Source organism: Paenibacillus cellulositrophicus (assembly GCF_009363095.1).
Classification (GTDB): domain Bacteria; phylum Bacillota; class Bacilli; order Paenibacillales; family Paenibacillaceae; genus Paenibacillus_AQ; species Paenibacillus_AQ favisporus.
Map to the genome: position 1 here is coordinate 3,770,001 of NZ_CP045295.1, position 19,808 is coordinate 3,789,808.

16 protein-coding genes (1 of these 16 only partly in view) are annotated in these 19,808 nt (G+C 49.7%); 8 read left to right on the plus strand and 8 right to left on the minus strand.

The genetic code is table 11. The features are described 5' to 3' along the window. Positions 1-981: the 5' portion of an HD-GYP domain-containing protein gene (locus tag GCU45_RS16905; RefSeq protein WP_152399713.1), read on the minus strand. 123 nt of this gene lie to the left of the window's left edge; only the first 981 of its 1,104 coding nucleotides appear in the window; it begins with the start codon at positions 979-981; the stop codon falls past the left edge of the window. Between the two features lie 163 nt (positions 982-1,144). Beyond that, positions 1,145-3,709 (minus strand): DNA gyrase subunit A, encoded by a 2,565-nt coding sequence (gyrA, locus tag GCU45_RS16910; RefSeq protein ID WP_152399714.1) that lies wholly within the window; start codon positions 3,707-3,709, stop codon positions 1,145-1,147. 578 nt (positions 3,710-4,287) lie between these two features. On the opposite strand from gyrA, the gene GCU45_RS16915 reads away from it, so the two are divergent. Beyond that, positions 4,288-5,118, plus strand: coding sequence for a YheC/YheD family protein (locus tag GCU45_RS16915; protein ID WP_152399715.1), 831 nt, complete (start codon positions 4,288-4,290; stop codon positions 5,116-5,118). 99 nt (positions 5,119-5,217) lie between these two features. Here the strand turns inward: GCU45_RS16915 and gyrB are convergent, their stop codons facing one another. From gyrB to dnaA, 6 genes are all read right to left on the minus strand, one after another. After that, positions 5,218-7,128 carry a DNA topoisomerase (ATP-hydrolyzing) subunit B gene (gene gyrB / locus GCU45_RS16920; RefSeq protein WP_152399716.1) on the minus strand — a complete coding sequence of 637 codons (1,911 nt, stop codon included), beginning with the start codon at positions 7,126-7,128 and terminating at the stop codon, positions 5,218-5,220. A gap of 64 nt (positions 7,129-7,192) precedes the next feature. Then, positions 7,193-7,444, minus strand: a complete 252-nt coding sequence (remB, locus tag GCU45_RS16925; protein WP_076172512.1) for an extracellular matrix regulator RemB — start codon at positions 7,442-7,444, stop codon at positions 7,193-7,195. A 16-nt stretch (positions 7,445-7,460) separates the two neighbouring features. Continuing rightward, positions 7,461-8,573 (minus strand): DNA replication/repair protein RecF, encoded by a 1,113-nt coding sequence (recF, locus tag GCU45_RS16930; protein ID WP_116233178.1) that lies wholly within the window; start codon positions 8,571-8,573, stop codon positions 7,461-7,463. 56 nt (positions 8,574-8,629) lie between these two features. Further along, positions 8,630-8,848 carry a S4 domain-containing protein YaaA gene (gene yaaA / locus GCU45_RS16935; protein WP_076172508.1) on the minus strand — a complete coding sequence of 73 codons (219 nt, stop codon included), beginning with the start codon at positions 8,846-8,848 and terminating at the stop codon, positions 8,630-8,632. Between the two features lie 32 nt (positions 8,849-8,880). Continuing rightward, a complete protein-coding gene (dnaN, locus tag GCU45_RS16940; protein ID WP_105445360.1) occupies positions 8,881-10,023 on the minus strand; it encodes a DNA polymerase III subunit beta in 1,143 nt (380 codons plus the stop codon). A gap of 199 nt (positions 10,024-10,222) precedes the next feature. Continuing rightward, positions 10,223-11,569 (minus strand): chromosomal replication initiator protein DnaA, encoded by a 1,347-nt coding sequence (gene dnaA / locus GCU45_RS16945; protein WP_076172504.1) that lies wholly within the window; start codon positions 11,567-11,569, stop codon positions 10,223-10,225. A gap of 835 nt (positions 11,570-12,404) precedes the next feature. Here dnaA and rpmH point away from each other — a divergent pair. From rpmH to rsmG, 7 genes are all read left to right on the plus strand, one after another. Next, positions 12,405-12,539, plus strand: a complete 135-nt coding sequence (rpmH, locus tag GCU45_RS16950; protein WP_068778604.1) for a 50S ribosomal protein L34 — start codon at positions 12,405-12,407, stop codon at positions 12,537-12,539. Positions 12,540-12,896: 357 nt separating this feature from the next. Then, complete coding sequence (rnpA, locus tag GCU45_RS16955) at positions 12,897-13,247, plus strand: ribonuclease P protein component (RefSeq protein WP_076172607.1); 351 nt, start codon at positions 12,897-12,899, stop codon at positions 13,245-13,247. Positions 13,248-13,320: 73 nt separating this feature from the next. After that, a complete protein-coding gene (locus tag GCU45_RS16960) occupies positions 13,321-14,214 on the plus strand; it encodes a YidC/Oxa1 family membrane protein insertase (RefSeq protein WP_152399717.1) in 894 nt (297 codons plus the stop codon). Next, on the plus strand, positions 14,211-14,915 hold the full coding sequence (jag, locus tag GCU45_RS16965; RefSeq protein ID WP_076172500.1) for an RNA-binding cell elongation regulator Jag/EloR: 705 nt from the start codon (positions 14,211-14,213) through the stop codon (positions 14,913-14,915). The genes GCU45_RS16960 and jag overlap by 4 nt, the downstream gene beginning before the upstream one ends. A gap of 191 nt (positions 14,916-15,106) precedes the next feature. Continuing rightward, positions 15,107-16,483: a tRNA uridine-5-carboxymethylaminomethyl(34) synthesis GTPase MnmE gene (gene mnmE, locus GCU45_RS16970; protein WP_105445365.1), complete on the plus strand. Its 1,377-nt coding sequence runs from the start codon at positions 15,107-15,109 to the stop codon at positions 16,481-16,483. A gap of 59 nt (positions 16,484-16,542) precedes the next feature. Continuing rightward, positions 16,543-18,429 (plus strand): tRNA uridine-5-carboxymethylaminomethyl(34) synthesis enzyme MnmG, encoded by a 1,887-nt coding sequence (gene mnmG / locus GCU45_RS16975; protein ID WP_145162243.1) that lies wholly within the window; start codon positions 16,543-16,545, stop codon positions 18,427-18,429. A 3-nt stretch (positions 18,430-18,432) separates the two neighbouring features. Further along, on the plus strand, positions 18,433-19,155 hold the full coding sequence (gene rsmG / locus GCU45_RS16980; RefSeq protein ID WP_152399718.1) for a 16S rRNA (guanine(527)-N(7))-methyltransferase RsmG: 723 nt from the start codon (positions 18,433-18,435) through the stop codon (positions 19,153-19,155). Positions 19,156-19,808 lie beyond the last annotated feature (653 nt).

Here is a 19,808-nt window from a genome sequence, read left to right on the forward strand (position 1 = left end):
CTGATCATTGCTTAGTCGGACAACGGTACCGTTATGAAATTCTGTCACTTTGCTGATCAATGTGCGAACGATGCCTGGATCCAACTTACCAAAAGCCTCTGCATGAATTTGTTCCAGCACCAGGTACGGAGATTGGGCTTTCTGGTATACGCGATTCAGCGTCATGGCGTGGAATATATCAACGATGCCAACAATTTTCGCATAGATGTGAATCTTGCCTCCATCCAGCCGGAGAGGATACCCTGTGCCGTCTACTTTTTCATGATGCTGCAGAGCAGCCAAGCGTACGCCCTCATTAATGGCTGTTACATTTTTAAGCAGTTGATAGCCGTAGGTGGTATGTCTCTTCATCTCTCCAACTTCCTCTGCGGTAAGAGGCTGTGGTTTGTACAATACGGCCGGATCGATTTTGAAGTTACCGATATCATGGAATAAGCCTGCAAAAGCAGCCTGCATCCAATCCTTCTGCTGTAACCCGACCCATCTGGCCAGCTGATAGGATGACAATGCACAAAGGACCGCGTGGTGATAAATATAGTCATACTCGCTCATGCTTCTTGGCGAAAAGGTTAATAAATTATAGTCCTTAATCTGTGAAATAAGGGCCTCCAGTTGGCCTCTGAGTTCAAAAATCGGGATCTCTGCCGCAATAACGGAAGGGTATGTGCTTTTTACCAGCTGAATCATTCTGTCATATTCCTCTAGAAAACTGGAACGTTGGACGGTTGTGACTGAGTCCTTTCCGGCCTGAACTGAAGGGACGCTCCGCTGCGGTATAGCCGCTCTACTGTCAGCGGAACTCTTCGTTTCCTGCTCTCCGTTGTCAACGTCAACCGACTGCACCATAAATGCACGAAGGATTTCTAGGTCTCTCGGCAGCAGTACCGTTCCCTTCTGAAGCAGCAATCCGCCCAATGGCGTGTGAACATCCTTGGATAATTTTAAACCGGGTTTGATTTCTGTAATCGATACGCTGGCCATTGATCCACTCACTCATTTCCGACTCATATGGTGGTAATATACACCAATTATATTACGGATAAGAACGCTGTACAATCGCCTGCTTGCCATATGAAGCCAAGAAAAAAAGCATGAATCTGATGGAATCAGACTCATGCTCTTAGCGTTTGCCGTATAAACGGAATTATTCTTCGTCCGGTGCCTCATCCGAAGCATCCGTCATTTCAGGTGCAGGTGCTCCGGTGTCGTCAGGCTCCGCGCCTTCTTCCGATCCGTTGCCGACCTCTTGCCCTTCGATCAAGACTACGTCTTCATCGTCCGGATCGTCGGTCTTATCGACGCGGCATACGGTTGCTACAGCATCATCCTCACGGATGTTAATCAGCTTCACGCCCTGCGTGTAGCGTCCCATCGTGGAGATTCCCTCCATGCTGGTCCGGATCAACGTGCCACTGGTGGTAATGATCATCAGGTCTTCCTCGGACTTCACGACCTTCAGCCCAACCACCGGTCCGTTCTTGTCCGTGACGTTGATAGTTTTAATCCCCTTACCGCCACGCGTTTGCGAACGGTAATCGCTGGCAGGGGTACGCTTGCCGTATCCCTTGGACGTTACGATCAGGACATCCAGCTCTTTATCGATGACGTCCATGCCGATCACCGAGTCGCCTTCATCCAGGGTAATCCCTTTAACCCCTGTCGCTCCGCGCCCCATCGACCGCACATCATGCTCAGAGAAGCGGATAGACATGCCGTGGGCTGTCCCCATGATCATTTCCTGCTTACCATCCGTCAGCTTGACTTCAATCAAGCAGTCGTCTTCGCGCAAGTTGATCGCGATCAAGCCGCCTTTGCGGATATTCACGTAATCCTCAAGAGGCGTCTTCTTCACAACCCCGCTGCGGGTAACGAAGAACAGGTATTTGTCATCCTCAAACTCGGAGACCGGAATCACGGCATTGATCGTCTCTCCCTGTTCGATCTGAATGAGGTTAATAATCGCCGTTCCCCGGGCGGTACGGCCGAGTTCAGGAATTTCGTACGCCTTCAGGCGGTACACCTTACCCCGATCCGTGAAGAACATCAGGTAATTATGCGAGTTGGTGACGAAGAGATGCTCGACAAAGTCCTCATCCTTCATATCAAGCCCCGTTACCCCGCGTCCGCCGCGTTTCTGGCTGCGATAGGTGTTAGCAGGCAAGCGTTTGATGTATCCGGTATGCGTGATCGTGATAACCACTTCTTCACGCGGAATCAGATCTTCATCCAAAATGCTCTCTTCACCAACGGTAATTTCGGTGCGGCGCTCGTCGCCGAAGCGCTCTTTGATTTCTTGAAGCTCATTCGTAATAATGTCCAGAACAAGCTGCTCATTCGCGAGAATTTCGCGGTACTCGGCAATCTTCACCATAAGCTCCTGGTATTCGGCCTCGATCTTCTCGCGTTCCAAACCGGTCAGGCGCTGGAGTCTCATTTCCAGAATGGCCTGGGTCTGCTCAAGGCTTAGGCTGAAACGCTCTATCAAACGGTCACGGGCAATTTCCGTCGTCTGAGAAGAACGAATAATCGAGATGACTTCGTCCAGATGGTCGAGTGCGATTCGCAAGCCTTCCAAAATATGAGCGCGGGCTTCCGCCTTTTTCAGATCATATTCGGTCCGGCGGCGGATAACTTCAATCTGGTGCTGCAAATAATAGTACAGCGCATCGCGCAGCGTCAGAACCTTTGGCTCCTTGTTCACGATCGCGAGCATGTTAATGCCAAACGTGGACTGCAGCGCCGTGTGTTTGTACAAATTATTCAGCATAACGCTCGGATTGACGTCACGGCGCAGCTCGATGACGATTCGCATACCGGTCCGGTCGGATTCGTCCCGCAGATCGGTAATACCCTCGATTCTCTTCTCACGGACGAGCTCGGCGATTTTCTCGACCAAACGCGCTTTATTGACCTGGTAAGGCAGCTCGGTCACAATGATACGCGCCTTATTGTTGACTTCTTCAATCTCGGCTTTGGCCCGCATCGTGACGGATCCACGGCCAGTCTCATAAGCCTGGCGGATTCCCTGCCGGCCTAAAATGAAGCCCCGGGTCGGGAAGTCAGGACCCTTGATATATTCCATCAATTCCAGTGACGTAATGTCGGGGTTCTTGATGAGCGCCTGTACGCCATCAATCACTTCACCCAAATTATGCGGTGGAATATTGGTGGCCATGCCGACCGCGATTCCCGATACCCCATTGACCAGCAGGTTCGGATAACGTGCTGGAAGCACAACAGGCTCCAGTTCCTCGCCATCATAGTTTTCGGTAAAATCAATTGTCTCTTTGTTGATATCGCGCAGCATCTCGATGGCGATCTTGGAAAGACGCGCCTCGGTGTAACGCATGGCGGCTGCAAAGTCACCGTCAACGGAACCAAAGTTTCCATGGCCTTCAACAAGCATATAACGCATCGAAAAATCCTGTGCCATACGAACCATGGTCTCGTATACAGCCGAGTCACCATGCGGGTGATACTTACCGATGACCTCACCCACGATTCTCGCCGATTTCTTAAATGGTTTATCCGGATACATACCGAGCTCCGACATCGCGTACAGGATACGCCGGTGAACCGGCTTCATCCCGTCCCGCACATCCGGCAAAGCCCGGGAAACAATAACACTCATCGCATAATCCATAAAGGATTCGCGCATTTCGTCGCGTATGTCCCGATCTTTGATTTGCGAGCCTCTTTCTTCCGCCATGGTGGACCTCCTCCAATTTCTATCAAACCACTAACATGTCTTTTCAGACGATTCATTTAGTACAGCAAATAAAAAATCAATATATGAGGAAAAACGTCTATCGACGTACAGTCTTTGCAGGCTGGGCCTAGCGCCCGTATTTCCGCAAAAGCTCCCATAACTTTCAGGCTTATGCAAAGCCTGTTAAAGTTCAATTCCTTCTTGCCCGAGCGAACCGAAAAACGCATAACCGCAGGGCTGAAAAGGTGAAATCAACGGACGAGAATCCGCAAACCCACCAACCTTTATTATATTACTTTCACAAAAAGAGCACAATTAAACGTTTGAGCGCCACTGGCTCCGCAGCTGCCCAAGTTCCGTTTCTCTAGGGATTCGCCCGGCCTTCTGTGCCTTTTCCACATATACTGGTAGGGCAATAGGGACGCCTAGTGTTGTTTTGAGCAAACAAAACACCACATCTTTATATTATACCATTGTTTTGCTTGCTTGTCCTATGTTTTACGCCTGTGAACCGTGGAGAAGAAGCTCCGGCCGACAAGCACATAACAAGGCCAATCACGTAGAAAGGATGATATTTCTTGGCGATTCAACGTGTTGCAAGCAAATGGGCGAAAACCCAGGTCCTTTTACAGAATCAACAGGTATCTCCTTACATTCCCTTAACGCAAAAATATACACGCGCTACGCTGGGTAATATGCTTGAAAACACACCTCTTGTATACATTAAGCCGGACCGCGGCACATACGGCAACGGGGTCATGAACGTACAGCGGCACGGTGAACCTGACGCTCCAGCTGGCGAGCAGCCCGCCGAGTGCTCTCCCCACACTGGAGTGGAATATACCTTGCGCTACGGGATACGCTCCGAGACGTACGCGAACCTTGATGCGCTGCATCAGGCCATACACAGGCACACAAGAGGAAAGTTTTATATTATTCAGCAGGGAATCGTGACTTTGAAGTATGAGGAGCGCCAGTTTGATCTGAGAATCCTGACCCAAAGAACGCCATACCGCAATTGGGAAACGACAGGGATCATCGGCCGGGTGGCCGCTAAGGACATGATCATCACGAACTACCACGGTGGAGGTTCCGTACGCCTGCTGAACGAACTGCTCGAGGGGAACGTAAGCCCTGAAGAAGCCCCTCACTTGGAACGAAAGCTGTATGAGCTGGGTGTCGCCACTGCACAGCAGCTGCAGACCAAATTCCCCGGTATCAAGGAGATTGGCCTCGACGTAGCCATCGACGAGCAGCTCAACCCCTGGATCCTAGAAGTGAATACGCTCCCGGCCATCTTTCCGTTTAAAAAATTCTTCAAGGATAAAAGCATTTACCGCCGCATAGAACGGTATGCGATCAACTATGGGAGGCTCCCCGGCAGAAGTAAACGGAGAGGCAGCTATTAACAAAAACAAGAGAAGCTCCGGTTCCGGAAACTTCTCTTGTTTTGTCTGTCTATATCATCTTGGACTGGACTCACCAACAAGTTAAGGTGGGCTTCAAGCTTAAATGTCCAGATTTTTAACTGTTTTTGCGTGTTCGTGAATAAAATCACGCCGCGGTTCAACGCTGTCACCCATTAGGGTGTCGAAAATAAGGTCTGCCTGCATGGCGTCTTCAATCGTCACCTGCAGCATGGTGCGGCTCTCCGGATCCATGGTTGTCTCCCACAGCTGTTCCGGATTCATCTCTCCCAGACCTTTATACCGCTGGATATTAATTTTGGATCCCTCTCCGAACTCAGCGATGATTTCATCGCGCTCCTTCTCGGAACCGGCATAACGGACCGTCTTGTTGCGCTCAATTTTGAAGAGCGGCGGCTGCGCGATGTATACGTATCCCGCTTCCAGCAGCTGGCGCATGTACCGGTAGAAGAAGGTCAGCAGCAGCGTGCGAATGTGCGCGCCGTCGACATCGGCGTCGGTCATGATAATGAGCTTGTGATACCGGGCTTTGCTGAGGTCGAAGTCTTCGTCGCCAATGCCCGTACCCATCGCCGTTACAATCGCCCGGATCTCCAAATTAGACAAAATGCGGTCGAGGCGCGCCTTCTCAACGTTCAGGATTTTACCGCGGATCGGCAAAATCGCCTGGAAATGCCGGTCGCGTCCCTGCTTGGCGGATCCGCCGGCAGAGTCCCCTTCGACGATGTACAGCTCGCAAATGGACGCATCTTTCGAGGAGCAGTCCGCCAGCTTGCCGGGAAGGGCGCTGACTTCAAGCGCACTCTTGCGGCGCGTCAACTCACGGGCTTTACGTGCAGCTTCGCGCGCACGGGATGCCTGCAGCGCCTTTTCCAAGATCCGCCGGGATACGGCAGGATTCTCTTCCAGGAACTCGGACAGCTTCTCGGAGAAGAGCGATTCCACGATGCCGCGGACTTCACTGTTGCCGAGTTTGGTTTTCGTCTGGCCTTCGAATTGCGGCTCCGGAATTTTGACCGAAATAATGGCTGTCAGGCCCTCGCGCACATCGTCACCGGACAGATTGGAGCCGTCTTTGACGAGGCCGCTCTTGCGGCAATATTCGTTAATAATCCGGGTTAAGGCGCTCTTGAAGCCGGATTCGTGGGTTCCGCCCTCATGCGTATTGATATTGTTCGCAAAAGAATAAATGTTCTCGGTGTAGCTCTCATTGTACTGCAGCGCGATCTCCGCCTGAATGTTGTCACGCGAGCCCTCTACATAGATCGGCGCTTCATGAAGAACTTCCTTTTTCTCATTCAGGAACTTGACGTATTCGATAATACCGCCCTCGTACTTGAAATAGTTGGAAGCCCCCGTACGCTCATCGGTCAGCGTCAGAGCAATGCCTTTGTTCAAAAAGGCCAGCTCTCGAATCCGCGTCAAGAGAGTATTATAGTCATACTCTGTTGTCTCCGTGAAAATTTCCGGATCCGGCAGGAAGGTAACGGTCGTACCGTGCTCGTCGGTATCCCCGATGACTTTGACGTCATACTGGGGCACGCCGCGATGGTATTCCTGCTGATAGATATGCCCATTCAACCTAACTTGGACAACAACCTTGGTGGACAACGCGTTAACGACGGATACGCCCACGCCGTGCAGGCCGCCGGATACCTTATATCCCCCGCCGCCGAACTTACCTCCGGCATGAAGCACGGTCATGACGACCTCAAGGGTCGACTTTTTCAATTTCTCGTTCTCACCAACCGGAATACCGCGCCCGTTGTCGACAACCGTGATGCTGTTATCCTTGTGGACAATGACTTCGATATGGTCGCATACACCCGCCATCGCCTCGTCGATACTGTTGTCCACCACTTCCCAGACCAGGTGATGGAGTCCTTTGACGCTGGTCGATCCGATATACATGCCCGGCCGTTTGCGGACGGCTTCCAGACCCTCCAGAACCTGAATCTGACTCTCATCATATTGCGGTTGATTCATAGACATGCCTGTCACCTACTTCTATATATTCTACGTTTGCTGATTGGAGTGTACCTGCGTTCACAGTGTCCTAAGCGTTGGCGAAGAAGACATTCGCCCGCTTCTTAAGCGTGGATGAGGAAATTGGAGAGTAATAGACGGTGCTCTTCGTCACGACGATGGATTTGGCTTCCTCTTCGCCAATGTACTCCACGTTCTTTTCCTGCCGGGCATGGCTTACAAACTGCTTGGATATTTTGGAGGATTTCTCGATCGAAATATCAAAGATCGCAACCAGCTCCGCAGAACGGATGATTTTTTCACCGCCCAGATGGATATACATAACCATTCCCCATTCCTTAAGAGTTGACCTGTCCCGCATGAACATGATAGATGTTCGCGTTCTTCAGTTTATCGGCATTCAAACTTTCGATTCCCGTCGCCGTGATAAAGGTCTGAACCTTGCTCTGAAAAGTCTCAATCAATTGCGTTTGCCGGTAAGGATCAAGCTCGGACAGCACATCATCCAGCAAGAGCACCGGATACTCTCCGATCTCCTCCTGGATCAGTTCGATTTCAGCCAGTTTAAGAGACAGAGCGGTCGTTCTCTGCTGTCCCTGTGAACCGTACGTATGAACTTCCTTGCCGTTAATGAAAAAGGCCATGTCGTCGCGGTGAGGCCCGGCGAGGGTCATCCCGCGGCGCACTTCTTGATCCTTCACTTGTGATAACTTTAACATAAATTGTTCAAAAAGATAAGCTTCATCTTCCTCCTCGGCGTCGCCAAACGACGGCTGATAGACAAGCTTCAGCGATTCCCCGCCGCTTGTGATGCCTTGGTGGATCGTTTCCGCCCACTTCTGCAGCTTTATTATGAATTGTTTCCTCTTTTTGATGATTTTAACACCGTGCTCCACGAGCTGCTGATCCCAGATTTCCAGCATGCCCGGCTTCACGCTGTCTTTCCCCCACATCTGTTTCAACAGGTTGTTCCGCTGGTTAAGAACTTTCTGGTATTGCTGCAAATGATAGAGATATCCCGGTTGGACCTGGCCGATCTCCATATCAAGGAACCGCCGGCGGATGCCCGGTGTGCCTTTCACAATTTCCAAATCTTCCGGGGCAAACATCACCACGTTCAGCGCACCGATAAAATCGCTCAGCTTCCGCTGCTCGAGTCCGTTAATCTTCGCCTTCTTCCCTTGCGGGGACATCGTCAGATCGAGGGTAAGCGGACCGTACTTCTTATCCACAACCGCGGACAGATGCGCGCTTCCTCCTTCAAACGAAATTAGCTCCCGATCTTTGGAGGTCCGGTGACTTTTGGTTAATGCCAACACAAAAATAGCCTCCAGCAAATTGGTTTTGCCTTGGGCATTTTGTCCGATCAGCAGATTTACGTCTCCAAAAGAATCCAGCTGCAGCTTCTCGTAGTTACGATAATGCTGCAGACTGATATTTTTAACAAACACGCCTTATCCTCCCCATCTTCGCCGGCCGCCGCAGACAGCAGCGGCCTGGGGGCACTTTATGCCTCTTGTGCTACCACAAATTCGCCGCAGTCCGTCACTTTGACCTGATCGCCCGGATACAGCTTCCGCCCCCGGCGGTCTTCCGGCTCCCCGTTTACGGTCACCATGTTCTCCGCCAGCAGGGCTTTGGCCATCCCCCCTGTGGATACGCAGTTGGCGAGCTTCAGAAATTGATCAAGCTTAATATATTCACTGTGGATAACTATTTTGTTCATCAGGAATCCTTTCGCTGTGGACAAGTTTTGCTTTAGTTGGTGGTCCGGTACGGAAGAATGACGTACAGGCTTTGGCTGTCATCTACCGGCTTTAGAATGATCGGGCTCATGATGCCGGTAAAGGCAATTTTGAGCTGCTCGCTTTCCACCACTTTCAGCACGTCCAGCATATATTTCGAGTTAAACGAGATTTTCAGAGGTTCCCCTTTAAAATCAATCACGTCCAGCTCTTCTCGTACTTTACCGAGTTCCGACGAGCTGGAAGAAATTTCGATACCGCCATGCTCCATCGTCTGCAGGCGTACGATATTCGTCTTCTCCTCTCTGGAGAGCAAATAAGCGCGGTCGATCGACTCGCTTAATTTTTTTGTGTCCAAAACCAGTTCTGTTTTGTAGTTTGTCGGAATAATCCTAGAAGTATCCGGATAAATGCCGTCCAGGATGCGGGAATAGAACAGGACCCGGTCGATCTTGAACAGCACCTGGTTGTCGGCCACGACGATATCGACCAGCGTATTCTGGTCGGGAATGATTTTGCTCAGCTCGTTCAGCGTCTTACCGGCAATAACGACATTATGAAACTTCACTTCGTCGGCCCCTTCCAAATGAGCGGAGCGGGTGGCCAGGCGGTGTCGGTCGGTAGCGGTAAACTTCAGCTCGTTTTGATCCAGGTTCCACAGAACCCCCGTCAGGATCGGTGTCGTCTCATGCGTGGAAATGGAAAAACCGGTTTGGCGAATCATGTTTTTGAGCAGCGCTCCCGGCAGGGAAACGGTTTGGTTCCCCTCGATATCAGGCAGCACCGGGAATTCTTCCGGATCCAGTCCGACCATCTGAATTTCGGTGGCTCCCGAGGAGATAAAGGTTTGGAACTGGTCTTTGACCTCCATTTGAATTTCCTGAGAAGGCAGCTTCTTGATAATTTCCACGAAGAATTTGGCTGGCAGCACGACGCTGCCCGGTTGTTCGACCGTGACGATAGTGCGTTCGCTATCTTCCACCGGAATAAAGGATTGAATGGAAATATCGGTGTCGCTCGCTGTGAGGGTAACTCCCGAATGATTCACGTCCAGCTTGATGCCGGACAAAATCGGAATGGTGGTTCGGCTTGATATTGCCTTGGATACGTGCTGGATGGATTCGTTAAGAACGTTTTTAAGGATGCTGATTTTCATAGTTTCACTCCTAGCAGGAAATTCGGATTGCAAGACTACTCCGGTATGCCGGCTGCGTGCAGCCTATTTATGAATATTATTTTATTTAAATAATATAGTAATAGCAGTAGGCGCACTGAATTTGTGGATAAGTTCAAAAACCTCAATAAAATCAAGCCTATTCACATGTGTATAGATTGTGCATAGGCTTTGAACTTGTTCAGGTTGGATTTTTGATTTTTTCCGTGATGTTATTGATGACTTTGAACAGATCCTGGTCCTCTTTCAGAGACTGGGATATTTTCTCGTGGGCATGGATGACGGTCGTATGGTCTCTTCCCCCGAAGGCCTCGCCGATTTTGGGCAGCGAGAAATCCGTCAGTTCCCTGGACAAGTACATGGCGATCTGTCTTGGAAAAGCGACGGCCTTAGTCCGTTTCCGCGCTTTGAAATCCTCAAGCTTCAGGTTGTAGTACTCCCCGACCTTCTGCTGTATGTCCTGAATGGTGATCATCTTTGGTCTGCTGGACGGGATGATATCCTTCAGCGCTTCGGCAGCCAGATGCGTGGTGACGTCCTGATTGGTCAGCGAGGAATAGGCGACGACGCGAATCAGCGCCCCTTCCAGCTCCCTGATGTTCGTGTCGATCTGATTGGCGATATACATCATCGCTTCATTCGGAATATCGAGATTCTCCGCCTTTGCCTTCTTCCGCAGGATCGCGATCCGCGTCTCCAGGTCCGGCGGCTGGATATCCGTAATCAGCCCCCATTCAAAGCGCGAGCGCAGCCGATCCTCCAGCGTCGGAATTTCCTTGGGCGGCCGGTCGCTTGAGATGATGATCTGCTTCTGTTCCTCATGCAGGGCGTTGAACGTATGGAAAAATTCCTCCTGTGTCGACTCCTTGCCCGCCAGAAACTGAATATCGTCAATCAGCAAAATATCGACGTTCCGATACTTGTTGCGGAAACTCTCGGCCCGGTTGTCACGGATGGAGTTGATGAATTCATTCGTAAATTTCTCAGAAGAGATATATACGACCCGGCTGGCGGGATTGTGCTCCAGAATGTAGTGTCCGATCGCATGCATCAAGTGGGTTTTGCCAAGCCCTACCCCTCCATACAAAAACAAAGGGTTATACGCCTTCGCCGGCGCTTCCGCGACAGCCAAAGAGGCCGCGTGAGCAAACCGGTTGCCCGAACCGATGACGAATGTGTCAAATGTATATTTCGGGTTAAGCATATGGGTTAGAGCCTCGTCAGGGGTCGCCTGAGGCATGGGCGCGGGCTGCTGTGGGGTGAGTTCGGCAGGCTTGTTCTCCTCAATAACGAATTTCACGTCAACCTGCTTCCCCAACACTTCATAGATGGTGGAGCTAACGAGTTTTGTGTAGCGGCTTTCCAGCCATTCGACAGCAAATGTGGTTGGAGCGGAAATTACGATGGAATGCTCGCTCATTTGTATCGCTTTGGTTGCTTTAAACCAGGTGTCAAAACTCGGCTTGCTGAGCTTGGTATGAATAATTGATAGGATTTGCTGCCATAATTCGGAAGTATGGCTGTCCACAGACTGTCACTCCTTTAAATCTTCCAAATGTGGCTGGGATCGAGCCATGAGTGGAAATGTCGAAAAAAGATGAATGGTGCAGAATATATCCCCAGTTTCAAAAACGGGGGAAAATAAAAAAAGTGGACAAATTGAAATTGTTCACAAGTTTATCCACAGCTTGTTGATAATATATGGGGTGAAATCACATATTCACATCCAAAAACAATATAATCATAGCAAAAGAACGCCCGTTTATCAATGAAATGGCTGAAATTATCCACAAATTCAATAAGTTGTGTATAATTTTTATTCACACCACTATATATTGTTTATAACGTGTTTAATTTTCGACAGCATCTCCCAAAATAAAAAATCAGTTGTGCACAGGTTATGCCGGATCTTAGAATTTTATTGCGAACGATGTGTACAAGTGGATAAATCCGAATTGTGGATTTTTCAGGTTTGTTGGCCGGGGGCTGTGGAAAACTCGGATGGCTGGATTTTAAAATGAGATGATGTGGTTTTACCGAAATGCCACCAAATGACAAGGGAATGCCAGGAGAAGGTGTCCGCTGGAGAGAGATGAAGCGTATAATGAAGCCGCTGCTGGAGATGGGGATGAAGCGGTGAAGCTGGCGTTCCAGATCAGACAGATCGAGAAGTGGGAGAGGGAAGCAGTAAAAAGAGGGAGAAGAGCGATCGCAGGGATTCAAATTCCGGAAAGTGGAGGAGCAGGTTTGAGTTGACTTTTGGGCCTGTTCATGATTAAATGTATAAAGGCATTTTCTGTGTTGAATGAAAATGAATATTTAACCATAAAGGTTATGAAATCCTGTAAGGGGGTGTGCAATACATGAGACCGACATTTAAACCGAATGTAAGCAAGCGCAAAAAGGTGCATGGTTTCCGGAAAAGAATGAGCACGAAAAACGGCCGCAAAGTGCTGGCAGCTCGTCGTCAGAAGGGCAGAAAAGTACTGAGCGCGTAAATTTCGTACATGAAGACCACCGAGGTGGTCTTTTTTTCATAAGAAAACGTCTATCGGCGTACAAAAATGAGTTTTTCCTTTCACTTCTACAGAATTTTTTAAGAAAAAGAGGGAGAAGAGGGCTTTTACGCCGAGCAGAAGATGTAGATACGTCCCGATCCCGATGAAATGAAAGAGGACGGGCCGTGCTCAGAGAAGTGCTCACGGTACTTATTGTGGTTTATATCGCACAATGGATGACCATACTAGGAAGTGGAATATCGCTATATATTATATGAAGCAAAATTTCGAATGCTGATATTTTTGAAGGAAAGGCCGCTGTACATCGGGATGGCGGGCAGCAAGCAGGGGATATTCGTGCATAAAAGTTTACGTTTACGAAACCGGGCTGACTTCAGCCGCGTATATAGGCATGGGAAGTCATTTGCCAATTACCAATTCGTTGTGTATTGGTTCCGCAAAAAAGAGGTAGAGAAGTTCCGCGTCGGCATATCCGTCAGCAAGAAAGTCGGCAACGCCGTTGTACGCAACCGGATGCGAAGACTGGTCAAGGAGATTATGCGCCACCATGAAGACAAGCTGATCGAGCATGTCGATCTTGTATTTATTGTAAGAAAAGGCGCCGTTGAAATGTCCTATAAAGACCTTGAAAAAAGTGTTCTGCACGTGCTGCGGAAAGCGTCGCTGCTGAAGCCGCCGGGGCGCTGAATGCTGGTTTCTTTGTCCAATTAATTATGGTATGATTTACGGTGAATGGAAGCGTTAAGAGAGGGGTTATGAAGTGTCGCTACTTAAGACTAGCCGAGGCAGGAAATGGATCCTCCTCATCGCTGTGATGATGCTCGCAGTGGTTGTTTTAGCTGGGTGCGGAACAGGCAACACTGTGACGCATACTACAGAAGAAATGAAGAACGGCGGCTTTTGGCAAGCTAACGTCGTTTATTATTTCTCGCTCGCATTAGATACGTTCGCCGGTTGGTTTGGCGGAGCTTACGGCTTAGCCGTCCTCGTGATGGTGATTATCGTCCGTACGATTATTCTGCCGTTATCCATTAAGCAGGTTAGAAGTTCCAAGGCGATGCAAGCGATTCAGCCTGAACTTGCAAAGATAAAAGAGAAGTTTAAGGATCAGCCGGAAAAACAGCAGCAGGAAACGATGAAGCTGTTTCAGGAGAACAAGGTTAATCCGATGGCGGGATGTCTGCCGCTGGTTATCCAAATGCCGGTTTTTATCGCACTCTATAATTCCATCGTGTACAACTCGCATCTTCGTGACCACTCGTTCCTGTGGCTCCAATTGGGTAAGCCGGACCATACGTTCATCCTGCCGCTGCTGGCCGCTGCAACGACATTCCTGCAGTCCCGCATGATGATGAAGATGAACCCGAGCCCGCAGCAGGGTGCCATGCAATTTATGATGATGGTGTATCCGGTTTTGATTTTCTTCATGTCTTACCAGTTCCCATCCGCACTGCCGTTGTACTGGATTTACAGTAACCTGTACACCATTATCCAGAACTACTTCCTGTATCGTAACAACAATACGACAGCGAACGTAGCTGCCGTTTCTTCTGCTGGAGGAAGCGCAAATGCCAAGTCTGGCAACAAAGGCAGCATCAACAAAGGCGGTAAAGGAAATAACAAAGGGAAGAAGGGGGCAAAAAAATCTAAATGAGCAAAGTCGTCGCTTCAGGAAAAACCGTTGAAGATGCTGTAAACCAAGGGCTGGCCCAGCTTGGGGTTAGCCGCGACCGAGTCACGGTCCAAATCGTATCGCAGCCGTCAAAAGGATTCCTGGGACTGATCGGTGTCAAGGAAGCAAAGGTGGAACTTACACTGCTGCCTGAGCCCGCACCGGAACCAGTGGAGACGGCGAAACCTTTGCCACTAGATTTACATGAACCCGAAGCTTCCATAGAGGAAGAAGAGAAAGACCCTTACGAAACGGCTGCCGAGTTTATCATTGACGTCGGAAAGAGTATGGGGCTGGATGTGAGCGTTGAAATCCAGCACGCGAGGGATGCTACGACACTTCATATTTTCGGTCCCGATTTGGGATTGATCATCGGCAGAAGAGGACAAACCCTCGACGCCTTGCAGTATTTGGCCAACATTGTGGCGAACCGGGTGTCAAGCAGTTACGTGCGGCTTGTGCTCGATGCTGAGAACTTCCGGGAGCGCCGGAAGAAGACCCTGGAGGATTTGGCCGACCGGTTGGCGGGACGGGTGATTCGGACCCATAAAGAGGTCGTTCTTGAACCGATGTCCCCGCAGGAGCGGAAGGTCATCCATTCCAAGCTGCAGGATCATCCGCAGGTGAAGACCTACAGTAAAGGGGAAGAGCCCAACCGGCGCGTAGTCATTACGATAAAGTAAAGAGAGACCTGTACAATGACTTTATTGAGCTTACCTTTAGCTTATGAAGTCATTGTTTTTTTTGAATCTTGAATGGGGTCACCGGGAGGCACCAGGTACAGGCGTCGCAGGTCTTGATACGTCTTGTTATGGCAACAATAGAGCTAACAGAAACGGATGAACGTTTAATATAGAAAAAAGAGGTGACAGCCTTGCTTACAGATACAATCGCAGCGATATCGACAGCTGTAGGGGAAGCGGGAATCGCCGTTATCCGTGTGAGCGGACCGGACTCGATTTCCGAGGTCGAACGGATTTTTCACAGCAAAACGGCGTTAACGAAGGCGGAGTCGCATACGGTTCATTATGGGCATATCGTCGACCCGGACACCCAGGAGCGGGTGGAGGAGGTGCTTGTCACCGTGATGCGGGCGCCGCGGTCTTTTACCACGGAAGACGTTGTGGAGATCAGCACGCACGGCGGTGTGATTTCGGTCAAAAGGGTGATGGATCTGCTTCTGCAGCTGGAGATCCGTCTGGCGGAACCGGGCGAGTTCACCAAGCGGGCCTTTTTGAACGGCCGGATCGACCTTTCCCAGGCCGAAGCGGTAATCGACCTGATCCGGTCCAAGTCGGACCGTGCCTTCTCGATTGCATTGAAGCAGGTTGAGGGATCTTTATCCCAGAAAATCGGGGAGCTGCGCCACACCTTGGTGGAAACGATGGCTCACATCGAAGTCAATATCGATTACCCGGAGCATGATGTGGAATCGCTGACGGCAGAGTTCATTAAGCAGAAAAGCAGCGAAGTTATGGAAGGTATCCAGAAGCTGCTGAAGACCGCCGAAGAAGGGAAGATTTTACGCGAGGGTATCACCACGGCAATTGTCGGACGTCCAAACGTGGGCAAGTCTTCACTGCTGAATGCGCTGGCGCATACGAACCGTGCCATTGTGACCGATATTCCAGGTACGACGCGGGATGTCATCGAAGAGTTCGTCACGATCAACAACATTCCGCTCAAGCTGCTGGACACGGCAGGAATTCGGGAAACGATGGACGTCGTGGAGAAAATCGGTGTGGAGCGCTCGAAGCATGCGGTCACGGAAGCCGATCTCATCCTGCTCGTGCTGAATGCAAGCGAACCGCTGCATGAGGACGAACTGGAATTAATGGAACAAATCCGTGGTAGACAATCCATCGTCATTATGAATAAAATGGACTTACCTTCGCAATTGGACAGGGATCTGCTATCCAGATACTATCCGGATGAATTGATCGTCCCGATGTCGGTGATGACCGAAGAGGGGATCGATCTTTTGGAAAAGGCGATTTCATCGCTCTTTTTCAGCGGGAAGCTGGAGTCGGGCGATCTGACTTATGTCAGCAACGTCCGGCATATCGCTCTCCTTAAAAAGGCGTACAAATCGCTTCAGGATGCCTACGAAGCGGCGGATCAGTTCATTCCGATCGACATGATCCAGATCGATGTCCGTCTTGCTTGGGAACAGCTTGGTGAGATCACAGGTGATACGGCGGCCGAAACGCTGCTGGATCAAATTTTCTCCCAGTTCTGTTTAGGTAAATAAGTCGTTCGTTCATATAGATTCATGTATTTATTTTCAGAAAAATAAAGGAGGTTTGTCCGATGAGTTATGATGGAGGCAGCTATGATGTTATCGTCATCGGTGCAGGTCATGCCGGCTGTGAAGCAGCTTTGGCCGCAGCGCGGATGGGCTGCAACACACTGATGATTACCATCAATCTGGACATGGTCGCATTTATGCCGTGCAACCCTTCGATCGGGGGACCGGCCAAAGGGCATGTCGTCCGTGAAATCGATGCGCTGGGCGGCGAAATGGGCCGTAATATTGATAAAACGTTTATTCAAATGCGGATGCTGAACACAGGGAAGGGGCCGGCGGTGCATGCGCTGCGTGCGCAAGCCGACAAGTTCCTGTATCAACAAACGATGAAGGAAACGATGGAGAAAGAACCGAACCTGACGATGCGTCAAGGCATGGTGGAACAGCTGATTGTTGAAGACGGCGTCTGCGTCGGCGTGGTGACGAAAACTGGCACCTCGTACCGTGCTAAATCTACGGTGCTGACTACCGGCACGTATCTTCGCGGTAAAGTCATTATGGGTGAGCTGACCTACGAAAGCGGTCCGAACAACCAACAGCCTTCGGTGAAGCTGGCGGAAAATCTGCGCGAGCTGGGCTTCGATCTCGTTCGCTTCAAGACCGGCACGCCTCCGCGTGTACACAAGTCCACCATTGACTTTTCCAAGACCGAAATTCAACCGGGAGATGAGAAACCTAAATTTTTCTCTTATGAAACAGAGTCTTCCGATAATGAGCAGCTTCCTTGCTGGTTGACGTATACTTCGGTGGAAACCCACCGCATTATTAACGAGAATCTGCACCGTGCGCCGATGTTCTCCGGTATTATTGAAGGAACAGGACCACGTTACTGCCCGTCGATTGAGGATAAGATCGTGCGTTTCAGCGACAAGCCGAAGCATCAAATTTTCCTCGAGCCGGAAGGCAAGAACACCTCTGAATATTATGTCCAAGGGCTGTCCACCAGTATGCCTGAAGACGTTCAGCTGGCGATGCTGCGCAGTATCCCTGGCTTGGAAAAGGTTGAAATGATGCGCAACGGTTATGCCATCGAATATGACGCTATGGTGCCGACGCAGCTGTGGCCGTCTCTGGAAACGAAGAAGATGCCGGGCTTGTTCACCGCCGGTCAAATTAACGGAACCTCCGGTTACGAAGAAGCTGCAGGTCAAGGCATCATGGCCGGCATTAACGCCGCGCGCAAAGTACAGGGCAAGGAACCGGTCATTCTGGACCGTTCGCAAGGCTATATCGGAGTTCTGATAGACGACCTCGTGACGAAAGGTACCAACGAGCCTTACCGTCTGCTGACTTCCCGTGCGGAATACAGACTGCTGCTTCGCCATGACAATGCCGATCTGCGGTTGACACCGGTAGGGCATGAGATCGGCCTGATCTCAGAGGAACGGTTCGCGAAGTTTTTGGATAAGAAGGAAAAGGTGGAGCTGGAAATCGAACGCCTACGTTCAACGAAGGTAGGTCCTTCCCATGTGAATGCACTGTTAGAATCGATCGGTTCCGCCCCGATTCAGGATGGCAGCAATCTGCTGACCATTCTACGCCGTCCAGAAGTATCCCACAGCCATATTGAACAAATTTCACCTTCGCCATATGAACTAACGGAAGAAATGAAGGAGCAGGTGGAAATTCAAATCAAGTATGCAGGGTATATCGAAAAGCAGCTGATCCATGTGGAACGTCTGCAAAAGATGGATAAGAAGAAGATTCCGGAATCGATCGACTATAACGATGTTCAAGGTATCGCCATCGAGGCTCGTCAAAAGCTCAGCAGCATCCGTCCGATTTCGATCGGTCAAGCTTCACGCATTTCCGGCGTGACGCCGGCGGATATCTCGATTCTGCTGGTATATCTGGAACATTATAATCGCGTTACAGCGGCAAGAGGTTAACGAATGGATCCGATACAAGAGCAGTTTGTACAGCGTTTAAAAGAACATGGCATTACGCTCGAACCATCCCAGTTGGAACAATTTGAAATTTATTTCAAGGAACTGGTCGAATGGAATGAGAAAATGAACCTTACCGGGATTACCGAGCGGGAGCAAGTATACACCAAGCATTTCTATGATTCCATCTCCCTGGCGTTTTATGTGAACATGGAGGAGATCGGAACACTAGCCGATATCGGCTCGGGGGCGGGATTCCCGGGAATCCCGCTGAAGATTTGTTTTCCACACTTGAAGCTGACGATCATCGACTCGTTAAACAAGCGCATTTCCTTCCTGCAGCACATTGTGCAGGAGACTGCACTTAAGGATGTAGAACTTCTCCATGGCCGGGCTGAGGATTGGGGAAGGAAGGCGGGGTACCGTGATCACTTCGATCTCGTTACCGCCCGAGCAGTGGCCAGGCAGGCCGTCCTGAATGAGTTCTGTCTCCCCTTTGTCAAAGTGAACGGTCTGTTTGCAGCGATGAAAGGAAGCAATCCGGCAGAGGAAGTACAGGAGGCAGCCAAAAGCTTGAAGGAACTGCGGGGCAAGGTGATCGAAGTAGAACGCTTCTTGCTACCTGTAGAGGAATCGGCCCGCCATATTGTCCAGATCCGAAAGACTGCGCCTACCCCGGGCAAATATCCGAGAAAGGCCGGAACTGCAATTAAATCGCCTTTAGTATAAGAAAAAACTGGTTTCGGCAAGCTGTATCAGACCCTATGGGATGTGCAGTCGACTGACTTCCTATCAACGAACTGTCTGAAACCAAGTCATATTAATAAAATGAAGAGGATTGTTTCACGTGGAACAGTCCTCTTTTTTTAGATTATAAAAATATAAATTATCAGCGGAGCTGTTCGATTCTATATAATTTCAAGAAAACTTTTGAAATACGCGGTCTGTCCTTTATAAAGATACAGCGATAGCCGCTTTACTAAGATTATATTGTGATAAATATAACGGTGCCGAATCACTGTAAAATCGCAAGAAATGCTTCTGTTAGAAGTGGTTTGTCTTCTTTGACATTCCATCGATAAATGCTTTTCCCGATGTGAAAAAATGGATAAATGGCAGGAAAAATCGGGAACTTTGGAGAATAGGATTATATGAAGAAAAGTGGTAGAATAGAGTATAAACTGTATTCTATGAACTGGCTTCAAATGGTATGATAGAGAGGGATGATCGTTGGTAAGTGGTCTGACTGTCAGACCGTTCAGTCATGTGAACCTTATACATAAATCGCGTTCGGATCTGACGATTCTCATCTTCCATTTTGAAGTCATTGAATGACTCTCTATGTCTGGATAGCAGCTGTCAAAGCTCAAGGGTTAGTTGTT